13 protein-coding genes are annotated in these 16,542 nt (G+C 60.8%); 3 read left to right on the top strand and 10 right to left on the bottom strand.

Annotation, left to right across the window (positions count from 1 at the left end):
* Positions 1–90 precede the first annotated feature (90 nt).
* Together AC1Q6D_RS07450 and AC1Q6D_RS07445 are read left to right on the top strand one after the other, a co-directional pair.
* Positions 91–1,827: an IlvD/Edd family dehydratase gene (locus tag AC1Q6D_RS07450; RefSeq protein ID WP_103405646.1), complete on the top strand. Its 1,737-nt coding sequence runs from the start codon at positions 91–93 to the stop codon at positions 1,825–1,827.
* Positions 1,828–2,036: 209 nt separating this feature from the next.
* A complete protein-coding gene (locus tag AC1Q6D_RS07445; protein WP_047528355.1) occupies positions 2,037–2,756 on the top strand; it encodes a FadR/GntR family transcriptional regulator in 720 nt (239 codons plus the stop codon).
* 91 nt (positions 2,757–2,847) lie between these two features.
* Here AC1Q6D_RS07445 and AC1Q6D_RS07440 read toward each other — a convergent pair whose 3' ends face one another.
* From AC1Q6D_RS07440 to AC1Q6D_RS07405, 8 genes are all read right to left on the bottom strand, one after another.
* Positions 2,848–5,232, bottom strand: a complete 2,385-nt coding sequence (locus tag AC1Q6D_RS07440) for an efflux RND transporter permease subunit (protein WP_103405645.1) — start codon at positions 5,230–5,232, stop codon at positions 2,848–2,850.
* Positions 5,233–5,260: 28 nt separating this feature from the next.
* Complete coding sequence (locus AC1Q6D_RS07435; RefSeq protein WP_103405644.1) at positions 5,261–6,313, bottom strand: WD40/YVTN/BNR-like repeat-containing protein; 1,053 nt, start codon at positions 6,311–6,313, stop codon at positions 5,261–5,263.
* Between the two features lie 446 nt (positions 6,314–6,759).
* The gene (gene pepN, locus AC1Q6D_RS07430; protein ID WP_103405643.1) at positions 6,760–9,417 is read right to left on the bottom strand and encodes an aminopeptidase N; all 2,658 of its coding nucleotides are present in this window, start codon (positions 9,415–9,417) and stop codon (positions 6,760–6,762) included.
* Between the two features lie 10 nt (positions 9,418–9,427).
* Positions 9,428–10,258, bottom strand: a complete 831-nt coding sequence (locus AC1Q6D_RS07425) for a DUF2797 domain-containing protein (protein WP_090469259.1) — start codon at positions 10,256–10,258, stop codon at positions 9,428–9,430.
* Complete coding sequence (locus AC1Q6D_RS07420) at positions 10,255–10,515, bottom strand: YeaC family protein (RefSeq protein WP_103405642.1); 261 nt, start codon at positions 10,513–10,515, stop codon at positions 10,255–10,257. The genes AC1Q6D_RS07425 and AC1Q6D_RS07420 overlap by 4 nt, the downstream gene beginning before the upstream one ends.
* A 33-nt stretch (positions 10,516–10,548) precedes the next feature.
* Positions 10,549–11,418: a rhomboid family intramembrane serine protease gene (locus AC1Q6D_RS07415; RefSeq protein ID WP_103405641.1), complete on the bottom strand. Its 870-nt coding sequence runs from the start codon at positions 11,416–11,418 to the stop codon at positions 10,549–10,551.
* Entirely contained in the window at positions 11,415–12,386 is a 972-nt protein-coding gene (locus AC1Q6D_RS07410) for a metallophosphoesterase (RefSeq protein WP_103405640.1), read from the bottom strand. The genes AC1Q6D_RS07415 and AC1Q6D_RS07410 overlap by 4 nt, the downstream gene beginning before the upstream one ends.
* Positions 12,386–13,276 carry an NAD(+) kinase gene (locus tag AC1Q6D_RS07405; RefSeq protein ID WP_047528343.1) on the bottom strand — a complete coding sequence of 297 codons (891 nt, stop codon included), beginning with the start codon at positions 13,274–13,276 and terminating at the stop codon, positions 12,386–12,388. The genes AC1Q6D_RS07410 and AC1Q6D_RS07405 overlap by 1 nt, the downstream gene beginning before the upstream one ends.
* 115 nt (positions 13,277–13,391) lie before the next feature.
* On the opposite strand from AC1Q6D_RS07405, the gene AC1Q6D_RS07400 reads away from it, so the two are divergent.
* The gene (locus AC1Q6D_RS07400; RefSeq protein WP_103405639.1) at positions 13,392–14,342 is read left to right on the top strand and encodes a DUF1853 family protein; all 951 of its coding nucleotides are present in this window, start codon (positions 13,392–13,394) and stop codon (positions 14,340–14,342) included.
* Positions 14,343–14,450: 108 nt separating this feature from the next.
* Here the strand turns inward: AC1Q6D_RS07400 and AC1Q6D_RS07395 are convergent, their stop codons facing one another.
* Together AC1Q6D_RS07395 and AC1Q6D_RS07390 are read right to left on the bottom strand one after the other, a co-directional pair.
* On the bottom strand, positions 14,451–15,734 hold the full coding sequence (locus tag AC1Q6D_RS07395) for an arsenic transporter (RefSeq protein WP_047528339.1): 1,284 nt from the start codon (positions 15,732–15,734) through the stop codon (positions 14,451–14,453).
* A gap of 175 nt (positions 15,735–15,909) precedes the next feature.
* The gene (locus AC1Q6D_RS07390) at positions 15,910–16,470 is read right to left on the bottom strand and encodes an NADPH-dependent FMN reductase (protein WP_047528337.1); all 561 of its coding nucleotides are present in this window, start codon (positions 16,468–16,470) and stop codon (positions 15,910–15,912) included.
* Positions 16,471–16,542: the final 72 nt, after the last annotated feature.

Genomic DNA, 16,542 nt, shown 5'->3' with positions numbered 1-16,542 from the left:
ATTTACCCAACAACACTTCCAAACACGGCAATTTGAGCTTATGTTAGGCACAAGCTTGAACAATATAGTCATACAATAAGAGAATCGATCATGTCTGATAAGAAACCCACCCTGCGCTCCGCCCAATGGTTTGGCACGGCCGACAAGAACGGCTTCATGTACCGCAGCTGGATGAAGAATCAGGGCATCGCCGACCACCAGTTCCATGGCAAGCCGATCATCGGCATCTGCAACACCTGGTCGGAACTGACTCCGTGTAACGCGCATTTCCGCCAGATTGCCGAACACGTCAAACGCGGCGTGATCGAGGCCGGTGGCTTCCCCGTGGAATTCCCGGTGTTCTCCAACGGCGAATCGAACCTGCGCCCAACCGCCATGCTCACCCGCAACCTGGCGAGCATGGACGTGGAAGAAGCCATTCGCGGCAACCCGATTGACGGCGTGGTGCTGCTGACCGGCTGCGACAAAACCACCCCGGCGCTGCTGATGGGCGCGGCCAGCTGCGACGTGCCGGCCATCGTCGTCACGGGCGGGCCGATGCTCAACGGCAAGCACAAGGGCAAGGACATTGGCTCGGGCACCGTGGTCTGGCAGCTCAGCGAACAGGTCAAGGCCGGCACCATCACCATCGACGATTTCCTCGCGGCCGAGGGCGGCATGTCCCGCTCGGCCGGCACCTGCAACACCATGGGCACCGCCTCGACCATGGCCTGCATGGCGGAAGCACTCGGCACTTCCCTGCCCCACAACGCGGCGATTCCAGCGGTGGATGCGCGTCGTTATGTCCTGGCACACATGTCCGGCATGCGCGCCGTGGAAATGGTCCGCGAAGACCTGAAACTGTCGAAAATCCTGACCAAGGAAGCCTTCGAAAACGCCATTCGCGTCAACGCCGCCATTGGCGGTTCGACCAACGCCGTGATTCACCTCAAAGCCATTGCCGGCCGCATCGGCGTGGAACTGGATCTCGACGACTGGACCCGCATCGGGCGCGGCATGCCGACCATCGTCGACCTGCAGCCCTCCGGGCGCTTCCTGATGGAAGAGTTCTACTACGCCGGTGGTTTGCCGGCGGTGCTGCGCCGTCTTGGCGAGGCCAATCTGATCCCGAACCCAAACGCCTTGACCGTCAACGGCAAGTCCATCGGCGAGAACACCAGGGACGCGCCGATCTACGGTGAAGATGAGGTGATCCGCACCCTCGACAACCCGATTCGGGCCGACGGCGGCATCTGCGTGTTGCGCGGCAACCTGGCGCCCCTCGGCGCGGTCCTCAAGCCTTCTGCGGCCACACCGGAATTGATGCAACATCGCGGACGCGCGGTGGTGTTCGAGAACTTCGACATGTACAAGGCGCGGATCAACGACCCGGAGCTGGACGTCGACGCCAACTCGATCCTGGTCATGAAAAACTGCGGCCCCAAGGGTTATCCAGGCATGGCCGAAGTCGGCAACATGGGCCTGCCGGCCAAACTGCTGGCCCAGGGCGTGACCGATATGGTGCGTATTTCCGATGCACGCATGAGCGGCACCGCGTATGGCACCGTTGTCCTGCACGTAGCGCCGGAAGCGGCTGCGGGCGGCCCCCTGGCGGCGGTGAAGGAAGGTGACTGGATCGAACTCGATTGCGCCAGCGGCCGCCTGCACCTGGACATTCCGGACGCCGAACTGGCGGCGCGCATGGCGGATCTGCAACCGCCGCAGCAATTGTTGGTGGGTGGTTATCGCCAGCTGTACATCGACCATGTCTTGCAGGCGGATCAGGGTTGCGACTTCGATTTCCTGGTCGGTTGCCGTGGGGCTGAAGTGCCGCGTCACTCCCACTAACCCCGCCCCCTGCAGGAGCGAGCCTGCTCGCGATGAACTGGCAGGCGACGCGTGCTTTCAGACAGCACGCGTCAACGTTCACGTCGATCGCGAGCAGGCTCGCTCCTACATTCGTTCTGCGTCGGTCAAATACCGGCGCTAACGACCGTCACCCGCCGTGCCTGCTATCATGCCCGGCATCTCCATCGCACAGGACCGCGCCGTTCCCCATGGACTACCGCAAACCCTCCGACCGCAAAAGCATGCATTCGCGCATCGTCCAGGAACTGGGCATGCAGATCGTCTCCGGACGCTTCAAGCCCGATGACAAACTGCCCGCCGAAGCCCTGTTGTGCGAGGAATATGCCGTCAGCCGGCCGGTGTTGCGAGAAGCCACGCGGGTGTTGGTTGCCAAAGGCCTGGTGTATTCCCGTCCACGGGTCGGCACCGTGGTCAAACCGCGCAAAGACTGGCACATGCTCGATCCGGACGTGCTGCATTGGCTGATGCAAAGCAGTCCGCAGAACCAGTTCTTCGATCTGCTGACCAGTGTGCGCAGCATCATCGAACCGGCCGCCGCCGCACTGGCCGCGCAATTCGCCACGGAGGCCGACATCGCGTCCATCGGTGAGGCCTACCAACGCATGGAAGCCGCGCCGACGCCGGAAGCGCTGTTGCAACCGGACCTGGACTTCCACAGCCGCATCGCCGACGCAACCCACAACGACTTGCTGGCCAACCTGTGCAACATGCTCTCGGTGGCCATTGCCGAAGCGCTGAAGCACTCGAACCAGCGACCGAACCTGCATGAACTGGCGCTGCCACGGCACAAGGCGATTTTGACCGCTATCGAGAATCGCGATGCGCTGGGAGCACGGCATGCGACCCTGGTACAACTCGACGATGCGCGTAACGCGTTGAATGTGGTGCTGGGCAGCGATCCTGCCTGATCACCGAAGAACCCTGTGGGAGCGGGCTGGTGTGAATGTGAGAAATAAAAAAGCCGCAACCAGGGTTGCGGCTTTTTCATTTCAACGTGGGTCAGTGAGCGAACAACGAATTGCCCTTCTGCCCCGCCAGTTTCTCCGGCTTGATCAGGAAGCGTGCCAGCGCTGGCAGCAGCCAGAGTGCACCGAACATGTTCCAGAGCAGCATGAAGGTCAGCATCAGGCCCATGTCGGCCTGGAACTTGATGGCCGAGAAGATCCAGGTGCACACGCCGATGGCCAGGCACAGACCGGTGAACAGTACGGCCTTACCGGTGGACTTCAGCGTCTGGTAGTAGGCCTCTTGCAGCGGCAGGCCGGCACGCAGGAAGCTTTCCAGGCGACTGTAGATGTAGATGCCGTAGTCCACACCAATCCCGACCCCGAGCGCCACGACCGGCAGGGTCGCGACTTTCACGCCGATGCCCATGAAGGCCATCAGGGCGTTACCAAGCACCGATGTCAGCACCAGCGGCAGCACGATACACAAGGTCGCCGCCCAGGAACGGAAGGTGATCATGCACATGGTCGCCACGCAGATGTAGACCAGGATCAGGATGGTCAACTCGGATTCCTTGATCACCTCGTTGGTGGCCGCCTCGATACCGGCGTTACCGGCGGCGAGGATGAATTCCAGACCCTCCTTGTTGTTTGCCTTGGCAAATTCCTGCACTGCATGCACGGCGCGATTCAGGGTCTCGGCCTTGTGATCGTTGAGGAACACCAGCACCGGCGCCAGGGAGCAACTGTTGTTGTACAGACCATCGGCCCGGGCAATGGAGTTGTTCAGCACGTCCGGGTTACGCGACAGGGTTTCCCACTTAAGGTTGCCCTCGTTCATGCCCTTGATCATCTGCTTGGACACAGTCACCAGGGAAATCGCCGACTGCACGCCCTCGGTGTTCTGCATCTTCCACATCAGTTCATCGATCGGTGCCATGGCTTCGTAGCGCGAGCAGCCTTCGGCCTTGGTCTTGACCATCACCACCAACACATCGGAGCTGGTGGAGTAGTTGCTGATGATGAAGTTGTTGTCCTTGTTGTAACGCGAGTCCGGACGCAGCTCCGGCGCCCCTTGGTCGAGGTCACCGATTTTCAGGTTCTGGCTGTACCAGAGGCCGCCACCGAAGGCGATCAGTGCCAGAAGGACGGACACCGGCGCGACTTTGGCACTGGCAAAATTGGCCAGCAGACGCCAGAACGGGTGTTCGCGGTGAGCATCCTTCTTGCTGCGTTCCACAGCGCGCTTGCTGATGCCGACGTAGGAGATCGCCACCGGCAGCAGGATCAGGTTGGTGAACACGATCACCGCCACGCCGATCGACGCGCCAATGGCCAGCTCGCGGATCACGCCGATGTCGATGATCAGCAACGTGATGAACCCCACCGCATCCGCGAGGATCGCGATCATCCCCGGCAAGAACAGTTGGCGGAAGGTGCGGCGCGCGGCGGTCAGGGCGTTGTCCGCATCGCTGGATTGCAGGGCAATGCCGTTGATCTTCTGTACGCCATGGGAAATACCAATGGCGAAGATCAGGAACGGCACCAGCATCGAGTAGGGATCAAGCCCGAAGCCGAAGAAGTGCATCAACCCGAGCTGCCAGACCACCGCCACCAGCGTCGTACTCAACACGGCCACCGTACTGCGCATGCAGTTGGTGAACCAGTACAGCAGGATCAGCGTGATCACGAAGGCGATGCCGAAGAACATCACCACCATCACCAGGCCATCGATCAGGTCGCCCACTTTCTTGGCGAAGCCGACGATGTGGATTTTGATGTGGGGGTTCTGCGCCTCGAACTTGTTACGGATCTTGTCTTCGAGTTCGTGGGAAAACTTGCGGTAGTCCAGCGCCAGCAACTTGCCCTGGTCCTGCGGGTCCGGGTAGGCCTCCAGCAGCGGGATGTCGACGATGCTCGACTTGAAGTCGTTGGACACCAGGCGCCCGACCTGTCCGGACTTGAGCACGTTGTTGCGCAGCAGGTCGAGGCTGGCCTGGGAGCCGTTGTAACTCTGCGGAATCACCTCACCACCGGCGAAGCCCTCCTCGGTCACTTCGGTCCAGCGCACGCTCGGGCTCCACAGCGACTTGAGGCCGGAACGGTCGACGCCGGAGATGTAGAACACCTCGTCGTTGATCTGACGCAGGGTCTCCATGTATTCCTTGGAGAAGATGTCACCGTCGGTGGCTTCCACGGAAATGCGCACGGTGTTGCCCAGGTTCGCCAGATCGTTGCGGTGCTCCATCATCTTTTGAATGAACGGATGCTCGAGCGGGATCATTTTCTCGAAGCTGGTGGATGGGCGGATCAGCGTCGCCTGCCAGAACAGGAAGATGCTGACCAGCAGGCAGATCGTGATCACTGCCGGGCGGTTGTTGAAGATCAGGCGCTCAAGAAACGTCGCCTTGTCCTGATGATGAGTGCTCAAGGAAGTCATAGCCCCGCCTTCTTATTATTAACCCGGCTCATTTGCCCAGCTCGGCGCCGTTTGGCGAAGTGGCGTGAACGCCGCCCTGTCCGGTCAGAATCAGATTGCCATTCCCGGCGGCAGTGACCGACGAGAGGGAAATGCGATCCCGACGATTGAATACGCTGAAAGTCTCGCCGTTGTCGCTGCTGCTGATCACCGAACCACCGTTGCCGACGATCACGATCGATCCGTCATCGAGCAACGTGCCGCCGGACAGACCGAATTCCAGGTCTCCGCGTTCAGCCTTGAGTTCGATTTGCTGCCAGGTGCTGCCGAAATCGGTGGAGCGATAGAGATTGCCGCGCAGCCCGTAAGCCAGCAGCGTATTGGCCTGTGCGGTGCCGAGCACTCCAAACAGCGAGCCCTGGTAAGGGCCTTCGAGTTTTTCCCAGGTCTGGCCCCCATCGGCGGAGCGGAACATGCTGCCCTGCTCGCCAACGATGAACAGCCCGGCATCCTTGACCGCCGTGATGGCGTTGAGGTGGTACTGGTCTTCGTTGTCCAGGCGATCGCTGGCGTCTTCCCAGTGCTTGCCGCCGTCGGTGGTTTCCATCAACGCCCCGTAGGCGCCCACGGCAAAGCCACTGTTGACGTCCTTGAACCAGACATCGAGCAGCGGCGACTCGCGTTTGAGATCTTCGAATTGCTTGGTCCAGGTGACGCCACCGTCCTCGCTGGCGAGGATCTGCGCGTCATGACCAACGGCCCAACCGTGCTTGTCATCGACAAAAAACACCGACGTCAGCAGTTGCCGGGTGGGCACCTTGGCCTGAACCCAGGTCGTACCTTTGTCGTCGGAATACAGGATGTGCCCGCGATCCCCGACCGCCACCAGGCGCGGGCCGGCGTGCACGACATCGAGTATCAGGCTTTTGCTGGCCTTGGCCGATTCAACGGAATAAGCAACGTCGGATGCCGGCGCGTCTGCGGCCAGCACGGATACCGACGCCACGGCACAGCCAAACAGCGAGAGCGCTGTGGCCAGCAACGCGAATTTGCGTAATGCCGGCGGGCGGCAAATACCCACACCCATGACAGGCTCACTCATAGACCATCCCCCATTATTATTGTTAGGTCATTCAACCTTTCAGGGCGCCGACAGGGTGCTCGTTGTGATTGGCTATTTCGGAGCATAGTCCCGAAACCCGCAATCCAGAGCCCCTTCGGAAGCTGGCTTATCCTATCGGTGTTTTTGAAGGGCTGACAATCGACGGCACGTTATGTTTTGTTAACTGCCGGGCTAACGGGTGCGGGTGAATGAGGGGGTATCAGGAAGGATGATGATGAGGTCTGGGCCGACATCATCGCGAACCGGCTCCGGGCGGCATTGCGACGACGGACTCAAGTGCGCCGCGTTTTTCCAGGTAATACGCGTGATCGTTGACGACCATCGCCAGCAGGCTGGCTCCCACAAGGATCAGGCTGAACCCTGTGGATGCAAGCTTGCTGGCAATCAAGGCATCGCGGAGTACATGGCACTCCGCGCAAAAGGCATCACGCCAGGCTTTTGCTGACCACTTCAAACACATCGCTGGACAGTTGACCCGAAGCACGGATGCGCTCCAGTTCGCCTTTCATCAACGCCTGGCGGGCGCTGTCGTATTTGCGCCAGCGGGTCAACGGTGCCAGTTGGCGAGACGCGATCTGCGGATTGAAGCCGTTCAACTCGATCACCAGGTCTGCCAGGAAGCGATACCCGGAACCGTCGGCCGCATGGAAGTTGATCAGGTTCTGCCCGGCGAATGCGCCCACCAGTGCCCGCACCTTGTTCGGGTTCTTGATGTTGAACGCCGGATGCTGCATCAACGCCTTGACCCGCGCCAGGCCGCCCGGCAACACACTGCCGGCCTGGACACTGAACCACTGATCCATGACCAGCGGGTTGTCCTTGAAGTGCTCGGCGAAACTGGCCAGTGCCTTGGCCTTCTGCTCTTCGAACGGAGAGTTGACCAACACTGCGAGTGCGGTCAGGCGCTCGGTCATGTTGTCGCAGGTGTCGAACTGCTCCAGGGTCGCCGCCAGGACTTCAGGCTTGCCGCTGAGCATCAGGTACGACAGCGCAATGTTCTGCAGCGCACGGCGGGCGAAATGCTCGGCCTCGGCCACATACGGGGTTTGCTTCGACAACTCGCGGTTAGCCTGATAGCGCAGCCACAGGCCTTCGAACAACGCTTCGGCCAGTTGCTTGCGGGCAAACTCGCGGGCGATGTGAATGGCCTCGACGTCGGCCACTTCGCTGATTTCGGTCAGGTAGGCTTCGCTTGGCAGCGAGAGCATTTCCGCGACCATCGCTTGATCCAGCGACTCGTCGGACAGCACGGTGCGCAAGGCCGAAACCAGACGCTGATCCAGCACCAGCGCTTCGCCCTTTTGCTGCTGGGCAATCAGTTCCTGCAGCACTTGCACCGACAATTGCTGGCCGGCATCCCAACGATTGAACCCGTCGCTGTCGTGCTGCATCAGGAACATCAACTGGTCGCGGTTGTACGGGAAGCTCAGTTTCACCGGTGCCGAGAAGCCACGCAGCAGCGAAGGCAGCGGCTGTTCTGCGATGTCGACGAAGGTGAAGGTCTGCTCGGCTTCGGTCACGGAAAGGACACGGGTAGCGCCCTGGGCGCTGGCTTCGCCCTGAAGGCGCAAGGCTATTTCGTTGCCTTGGCTGTCCAGCAGGCCCAGTTCGACCGGGATCACAAACGGCAGCTTCTCGACCTTGTCCGGGGTTTGCGGGCAGCTCTGGCGGAAGGTCAGGCTGTAGGTCTTGGCCGCTACGTCGTAGGACTCGCTCACCGCCAGACGTGGGGTGCCTGCCTGGCTGTACCAGCGCTTGAACTGGGTCAGGTCGACGCCGTTGGCATCTTCCATGGCCTTGATGAAGTCGTCGCAGGTCACGGCCTGACCGTCGTGGCGTTCGAAGTACAGGTCGCTGCCTTTACGGAAACCTTCGGCACCGAGCAAGGTATGGATCATCCCGACCACTTCCGAACCCTTTTCGTACACGGTCAGGGTGTAGAAGTTGGAAATCTCGATGAAGCTGTCCGGGCGCACCGCGTGGGCCATGGGGCCGGCGTCTTCGGCGAACTGGTGCGTGCGCAGGTACGCCACGTCCTGGATGCGCTTGACCGTGGCCGAGTTCATGTCGGCGGAGAAATGCGAATCGCGGAAAACCGTGAAACCTTCCTTGAGCGACAACTGGAACCAGTCGCGGCAGGTCACGCGGTTACCCGACCAGTTGTGGAAGTATTCGTGGGCAACGATCGCCTCGACCCGCTGGTGCGCGGCGTCGGTGGCGGTTTCGGCCCGGGCCAGCACGGCGCTGGAGTTGAAGATGTTGAGGCCCTTGTTCTCCATGGCGCCCATGTTGAAGTCGTTCACGGCGACGATCATGAAGATGTCCAGATCGTATTCGCGACCGTAGACCTCTTCATCCCAACGCATGGATTTCTTCAGGCTGTTCATGGCGTGCTGGCATTTGTCGATGTTTTCCGGCTCGACGTAAATGCGCAGCGCCACGTTGCGCTCGGTCATGGTGGTGAAGGTGTCTTCGACACACCACAGATCACCGGCCACCAGCGCGAACAGGTACGCCGGTTTCTTGAACGGGTCCTCCCAGGTCGCCCAGTGCCGGCCATCTTCGCCGGGCCCCGAGGCAATCGGGTTGCCGTTGGACAGCAGCACCGGATAGCTGTGCTGCTCGGCGACCACGGTGGTGGTGAACGTGCTCATGACGTCCGGACGGTCGAGGTAATAGGTGATCTTGCGGAAGCCTTCGGCCTCGCACTGGGTGCAGAACATCGTGCCGGACTTGTACAGGCCTTCCAGCGCGGTGTTGGTTTCCGGGTGGATCCTGACGCTGGTATCGACCGTGAAGGTGGTACCGGTCGGGTGCAGGGTCAGATGATTCTCGGTCAACTGGTAATCGGCGATGCCCAGCTCGCGATCGGCCAGCGTCACCGACAGCAGTTCCAGTTGTTGACCGTCCAGCACCAACGGCGGCAGGCCCGGACCACGATCGGGGTTACGGCGCATCACCAGTTGCGCATGGACCACGCTGTGGTCCTCGAACAACTCGAAGGTCAGGTGCGTTTCGTCGATCAGGTACTCGGGAGCCTGATAGTCCTTGAGGTAGATCATCTTCGGTTGTTCGGTGCGCATGCTGGAGTCCTTACTGATGCACGGCGAGCTGATAAGCCGTGTATTTACGAATGTTGATCACGCCGGTGTCGAAGATCAGGTACTGGCCCTTGATCCCCATCAGCGTGCCTTCGGCAATGGGCTGCTTGTCCAGGTTGAAGCTGACGATCTTGGCCGGATACTGCTCGACCGGGTAGCGGATTTCGAGCGGTTCGACATCGGCAACGGTCTGAATCGCCTGCAGGCCGAACCGCTGCTGCAAGCCTTGCAGCCCCTCGGCGCAGCTGTCGAACAACTGGTCGCGAACTTCTGCCAGGTTCACCGGCACCGCATCACCCTTGAGCAGCGCGCGCCAGTTGGTCTTGTCCGCCACCTGACTGCGGAACAGGTCCTCGACAAAGCCCGATTGCTGGCGGGTCGACACGCGCATGATCGGCAAGGCCTGGCTGGCGCCCTGGTCGATCCAGCGGGTCGGCAGTTGGGTGGCACGGGTGATCCCGACTTTCACTCCGGAAGAGTTCGACAGGTACACGATGTGATCGGTCATGCAGAACTGCTCGCCCCACTGCGGCTCACGGCAAGTGCCGGCGTCGTAATGGCAGCGCTCCGGGCTCATGATGCACACGTCACACTGGGCCAGTTTGGTCATGCAGGGGTAGCAGTAGCCCTGGCTGAAACTGGTTTTGGTCTTGCGTCCGCAATGGGTGCAGTGGATCGCCCCCAGGTATTCCAGGCGAACCGTGGTGCCGATCAAGGGGTTGACCGGTACCTCGACGTCGCCCAGACGAAATGCGTATTGCACGTTCGGCCCGTCCAGGCGCGCCGACATTTTACTGATTGCACCGCGGCCAATCTCGATCAATGGATGGCATCCGACTTGAACAGAATATTGGGCACTTGAATCGATTTGGAGCTGCACTCCTGCGGCCCCATGTAGCCGGTACGCTCTTCTTCAGGCAGGTTCTTGATTTCCCAGGCGATCATCGCTTGCAGCGACAGCTCGCGCTGCTCGGCGGTGAGCTTGCCACCGTCGGACCATTTACCGATTTCCACCGCCAGTTTCAGGCTCTGGTAGATCTCCGGGGTGATGTTTTTGATCATTTCGTTAAAAGAGGACATTGGGTCTCCGCGCTCTCTATTTACATAACTGTTTCAGGCGGCCAGTTTACGGCGGTTGTACAAACCACCCAACAAACCGGTCAGGCATCCGACGAGCAACCCGCCGACGTGGGCCGCGTTGGCGATTTCACCAAAGCCGATCATCGAGACCAGCCCGGACAGGCACAGCAGCAGCCACACCAGCATCATCACCAGCACCCCGCGGGGCAGGCGATAGGCGGCGTTTGGCGACAATATCTGGAAAATCCAGCAATGCCCGAGCAGGCCGTACAGCACCCCGGACAACCCGCCAAACAGGGTCGGGCCACCGAATACGAACTGGGAAAAATTGGACACGAGGCTGAACAGCAAGGTCAGCCCGATCAAATTGACAGTGCCCTGACGCGATTCGATGCGCCGCCCCAGCTCCCAGTACCACATGCCATTCATGGCCAGGTGCAGGATGCCGAAATGGATCAGCATCGGCGTCACCAGGCGCCACCACTGCCCCGCCGCCAGGCTGTCGGCCAATGGCACGAAGTGGATGTACTCACCGACGACGTGATAATCGAGGAAGGTCAGCCAGCGCATGGTGGCAAGGTTATCGCCCAGCAAGGTCACGACACCGACGAGCAGGCTGAGCAGCAGTACCAGCGCCGTGCCTTTTGCATGCCGAAGCTGCGAGGCGAAGCTCGGCCGGCGAACCGTTCGGGCCACCGGGATGGCCAGTTGCTCATCGGGGTCACCCGCCGGATAGCGTTCGTACAACACCCGGACGTCTTCACTGATGTTCGCCGGCACCCACAACACCTGCTCGCCCGACTCCTCACTGACCCGATGCGGTACCTGCATGCGTTGCAGCAACTTGACGAACCCGCTCAAATCCACCGCCAGCGGCAGTCGCAATACAGCGACATTCGTCATTGCAGTACCTCCGGGCGCTCGACGTCGACCCAGACGAACTTATGCGGATCGAGACGAGGTTCCTGGTCCAGGCGATAGGCGACGAGTTTGCCGTAGAGCACGGCGCTGTAATCCAGGCACGCGAGGTTCGGACGAATCGGTGCCGGTTTGCCGCTGCGCCAGTAATGACCGACGAACAGCAACGGTTCATCGATGCCATAGCGCAGCAAGTTGTTTTTCTCGGTTGACGTCAGTGGCGTGCGGGCCACCGGGTCGGGCAAGGCGTCAGGCTGGAACACGATGTCTCCGTAGGTTTGCGGATCGTCTTCCCAGAACTTGGTACGGAAGAACGAGCGTGTCAGGCCATCGCCGCTGGTCATGGTCAGACCATGGGGCAAACGCATGTCGGTGCCGCGCAGCAATCGGTCGAACACGGTGCAGGCGAAGCTGCCCGGCATGGCCGACGCCTGAAGGAAGTGCTCATCGACGCAACCATTGGGGAACAGCGCCCGCAACGGTTCGATCAAACTCGCGTCCCAACAGGCATGCACCACCCGGAAACGCCCGGCATCGACGAACAACGGCAGCTCATAGAACCATTGCTGAAAGTCATGCCAGTCCGCCGGATGATGCTCGAACTGGGTCAGGGTTTCCTGGAGCAACCGGGCATGGCGCGGGGTGTGTTCGCGCACGAACTGCTTGCCGCTGCCAGGGAGTGCCGGCGTGCACCAGCCCAACGCGTTGAACTCATGGTTGCCCATGATGCACAGCGCCTGCCCGGCCTCGACCATGTCGTGGACGATGTGCAGCGCCTCGCGAATCCGCGGGCCGCGGTCGATGATGTCACCGACGAACACCGCCATGCGCGAAGCGTGGCGCCAGACGCCGGCTTGTTTGTGGTAACCCAGTCGGTCGAGCAAGTGCTCCAGGGTCAGAGTGCAACCATGCACGTCACCGATCAGGTCGTAGCTACGCGCGGGATCGAGCATCAGTCGCCTCCACCCCCCAACTTGCTGCCCCAGCCGAGTTTGGTTCGGCAGACTTCATAATAGTTGTGGTCGAGCGGGTGAATCAGCCGCAGCTTCTGGGCTTTCTTGCTGACGGTGATGGTGTCGCCGGGCGCACAGGTAAAGTGGTTCTGCCCGTCGCACGAGACTTGCGGGTAAATCTGCATATCCTTGGACACGACGATTTTCAGCTCACTGTTGCCATCGACCACGATTGGCCTGCCTGACAGGGTATGGGGGTACATCGGCACAATCACAATAGCGTCGAGCTTGGGGTGCATGATCGGGCCACCCGCGGAAAGCGCATAGGCCGTCGACCCCGTCGGCGTGGCGACGATCAGGCCGTCGGCCTTCTGGCTGCAGACGAACTGGCCATCGATGTACAGCTCGAATTCGATCATCCGTGTGGATTTGCCGGGGTGCAGCACCACGTCATTGAGCGCGTCGCCCTGACCGATGGCCTCGGCGTGGCGCCGGACTTCGGCTTGTAACAGAAAGCGGTTTTCCACCAGATAGTGGCCATCGAGCACTTCGGCGACCTTGATTTCCAGCTCATCGGGGCGAATGTCAGTCAGGAAACCCAGGCTGCCCCGGTTGATGCCCAGTACCGGAATATTGTGCCTGGCCAGCGCACGAGCCGCGCCCAGCAGGCTGCCATCCCCACCCACCACAATCACCATGTCACAGACTTCGCCGAGCATCTTGCGCGACGAGGTCTGCAGGCCATGGCCCGGCAGGACTTCGGCGATGGTGTCTTCGAGAATCACGTGCAGGTGACGATCGAGCAGAAAGCGTTTCAGTCGGCGGACGGTATCCAGCACCTGAGAACTGCCCAGGCGACCGATGATGCCGATATTGCGAAATTGCTCCATGGGGCTCCTAAGGAAGGGCAGCGACGGCGAAAAGCACGATTATGGGCGAAAGCCGCGGATAGACAAAATCCTTTCAGCCTCAAGGTAGCTTCCGGTTTCGGGCTATGCTCGCAAGATGATCCTATTTCCAGATTTATTGCAGTTACCCCATCAGTTGCGCCACCCCGAAGTGCGCGACCTGGCGTGGGTCATCCTGGCGCCGCCGATGCTCAGCGACACCCCGTGGCCGCAGCGCCATCCGCTGGCCGGCAGTGACTGGGTGCAGGCGCCGGAACGCCTGCAACACTGGCTGCGACAACTGGACCGGGACAGTTATGGCTTGCTGCATTGGCTGGCCCAGGCCCGCACCCGGCGCCTGGGCCTTTACTACGAGCGTCTCTGGCAATTTGCCATACAGCACGCGCCCGGCATCGAGTTGATTGCCGCCAACATGCCAATCCGTCGCGAAGGCCACACCCTTGGCGAGCTGGACATGCTGCTGCGTGATCGCGACGGCGTGCATCACCTGGAGCTGGCGATCAAGCTGTACCTGGGGCCGCAAAACGGCGACGGCCACGATGCCGCGCAATGGCTCGGCCCCGGCTGCCATGATCGACTGGACCGCAAACTGGCGCACCTTTGCCAGCATCAGTTGCCGATTTCCGCGCGTCCGGAAAGCCGCGAAGTGCTGGAGGCGCTGGATATCCGCGAGTTCAGCGCTCATTTGTGGCTGGGCGGTTATTTGCTTTATCCCTGGCCGGGGAAAGCCACACCCCCCAGGGGTGCGCATCCGCAGCATTTGCGTGGTCGCTGGCTGCACCAAAAGGACTGGGCCGAATTCGCGGCCCAGAGTCCGCCTGGCCGCTGGCAACCCCTGCCCCGCCATGCATGGCTGGCGCCTGCGCACTACCCGGCCGAGCAGACATGGAGCGCCGAGCAGTTGGACGCGTGGCTGAGCGATCTGGAGCCGCAGGCCCCGGCGCAGTTGCTGGTGCGACTGGTGAAAAATGCCCAGGGCGACTGGGAGGAAGCCGAACGATTGTTTCTGGTGGCGGATCTTTGGCCGGATGTGCCGGGACAGGGTTGATCCGGATTTTATGACAACTGTACTGGCCCTATCGCGAGCAAGCTCGTTCCCACCTTGAAATGCATTCCCCTGTGGGAGCGAGCCTGCTCGCGATTGCGGCGAGCCGATTTAAACGGACAACCGCACCGCCAGCGCCGCCAAGGTCACCAGCAACACCGGCACGGTCAACACGATCCCGACCTTGAAGTAATACCCCCAGCCAATCCGGATATTCTTGCGCTCCAGCACATGCAACCACAAAAGTGTCGCCAGACTGCCAATCGGGGTGATTTTCGGGCCCAGATCGCTGCCAATGACGTTGGCGTAGATCATCGCTTCTTTCACCACCCCCGTCGCCTGACTCGCATCAATGGACAGCAGGCCAATCAACACCGTCGGCAGGTTATTCATGATCGATGACAACAACGCCGTCAGCACCCCCGTGCCCAGCGCCGCGCCCCAGACGCCGTATCCGGCGAAAATGTCCAGCCAGCCCGCCAGATACCCGGTAAGCCCGGCGTTACGCAGGCCATAGACCACCAAATACATGCCCAGCGAAAAAATCACGATGTGCCATGGGGCTTCCTTCATGACCTTGCGCGTGGAAATCTTGTGCCCGCGCGCAGCGATGGCCAGCAGCAAGGCCGCGCACACCGCCGAAATCGCACTGATCGGAATGCCCAGCGGTTCCAGTGCAAAACAACCGAGCAACAGAATCACCAGCACCGCCCAGCCAGCATAGAACGTTGCCTTGTCGTGGATGGCGGACGCCGGGTGCTCCAGTTGTTCGGGGTCGTAATCCCGGGGAATGTCGCGCCGGAAAAACCACATCAGCACCGCCAGGGTCGCGGCAACGCTGACCAGGTTGACCGGAATCATCACCGCCGCATAGCGGTTGAAACCAATCTTGAAGAAGTCCGCGGAAACGATGTTCACCAGGTTCGACACCACCAATGGCAGGCTCGCGGTATCGGCAATGAAACCGGCCCCCATGACAAACGCCAGGGTTGCCGTGGGCGAGAAACGCAAGGCCAGGAGCATTGAAATCACGATGGGCGTCAGTATCAGCGCCGCGCCGTCATTGGCGAACAGCGCCGACACCAGTGCCCCGAGCAGCACCATATAGGCAAACAACTTTCGCCCATTGCCCCGTCCCCAGCGGGCCACATGCAACGCCGCCCAGGCAAACAGCCCGGCTTCGTCCAGTAACAGGCTGATGATGATCAGCGCGACAAAGGTACCAGTGGCGTTCCAGATGATCTGCCACACCAGCGGAATGTCACTCAGATGCACCACGCCGAAAATCAGCGCCAGCACGGCACCCAGCACCGCGCTCCAGCCGACACCAAGGCCTTTGGGCTGCCAGATCACGAGGGTAATGGTCAGGAGAAAAATCAATGAAGCGGCGAGCATGCGAAACAGCCTTGAGCGAGGGAGCGGACCGGCAGGGATTCTGAAGTAGAGCCGCCGTGCGTGGCAACGGCGACGATAGACTCAATACTGTTGTGCTTGCGTGACAGGGAACATGCCTGTCAAGGGAAGCCTGCCCCCTCTGTCACAGGCAAACTCCCTCGGGACGCGAACGACCTCAGACTTTCTTGTGCTGCTCCACCCACTGACCATAGGCATTGATGAAGCTCTGCAGGAACGGCTTGACCGACTCCGACAGTTTGCCCGCCTCGTCGAACGCCGAACCGGCGCCGCCCAGGTAGGCTTCCGGCTGCTGCATCAGCGGCACGTTGAGAAACACCATGGACTGACGCAAGTGATGGTTGGCGCCGAATCCGCCGATCGCGCCGGGCGAAACACTGATCACCGCCCCCGGTTTGCCGCTCCAGGCACTCTTGCCATAGGGACGCGAACCGACATCGATTGCATTCTTCATCGGTGCCGGCACCGAACGGTTGTATTCCGGCGTGACGAACAGCACTGCGTCGGATGAACTCACTTGTTGTCGAAAACTACTGTAGGCTGCCGGCGGTGTAGCACCATCGATGTCTTCGTTGTAGAGCGGCAGGTCACCGATTTCGACAATGTTCAGCTTGAGATTGGCCGGCGCCAGGTCCGCCAGTGCGAGGGCGACCTTGCGGTTGATCGATTCTTTTCGCAGGCTGCCGACCACTACGGCGACGGTATAGACATTGCTCATGGAAGACTCTCGCTTATCCGTGGGAGGAACCTGAAGTTATAGTTGATCAGATGACGATTCAACCAGTGAACA

The organism is Pseudomonas sp. MT92 (assembly GCF_058792515.1).
Note: the sequence above shows the minus strand (reverse complement) of the source record. Positions and strands in the feature narration are given on the sequence as shown.

Bases quoted from the DNA above. Each gene is read 5' to 3' on its own strand.
- AC1Q6D_RS07450 (WP_103405646.1), top strand. From the start codon at position 91: ATGTCTGATAAGAAACCCACCCTGCGCTCCGCCCAATGGTTTGGCACG.
- AC1Q6D_RS07445 (WP_047528355.1), top strand. From the start codon at position 2,037: ATGGACTACCGCAAACCCTCCGACCGCAAAAGCATGCATTCGCGCATC.
- AC1Q6D_RS07440 (WP_103405645.1), bottom strand. From the start codon at position 5,232: ATGACTTCCTTGAGCACTCATCATCAGGACAAGGCGACGTTTCTTGAG.
- AC1Q6D_RS07435 (WP_103405644.1), bottom strand. From the start codon at position 6,313: ATGAGTGAGCCTGTCATGGGTGTGGGTATTTGCCGCCCGCCGGCATTA.
- pepN (WP_103405643.1), bottom strand. From the start codon at position 9,417: ATGCGCACCGAACAACCGAAGATGATCTACCTCAAGGACTATCAGGCT.
- AC1Q6D_RS07420 (WP_103405642.1), bottom strand. From the start codon at position 10,515: ATGTCCTCTTTTAACGAAATGATCAAAAACATCACCCCGGAGATCTAC.
- AC1Q6D_RS07415 (WP_103405641.1), bottom strand. From the start codon at position 11,418: ATGACGAATGTCGCTGTATTGCGACTGCCGCTGGCGGTGGATTTGAGC.
- AC1Q6D_RS07410 (WP_103405640.1), bottom strand. From the start codon at position 12,386: ATGCTCGATCCCGCGCGTAGCTACGACCTGATCGGTGACGTGCATGGT.
- AC1Q6D_RS07405 (WP_047528343.1), bottom strand. From the start codon at position 13,276: ATGGAGCAATTTCGCAATATCGGCATCATCGGTCGCCTGGGCAGTTCT.
- AC1Q6D_RS07400 (WP_103405639.1), top strand. From the start codon at position 13,392: ATGATCCTATTTCCAGATTTATTGCAGTTACCCCATCAGTTGCGCCAC.
- AC1Q6D_RS07395 (WP_047528339.1), bottom strand. From the start codon at position 15,734: ATGCTCGCCGCTTCATTGATTTTTCTCCTGACCATTACCCTCGTGATC.
- AC1Q6D_RS07390 (WP_047528337.1), bottom strand. From the start codon at position 16,470: ATGAGCAATGTCTATACCGTCGCCGTAGTGGTCGGCAGCCTGCGAAAA.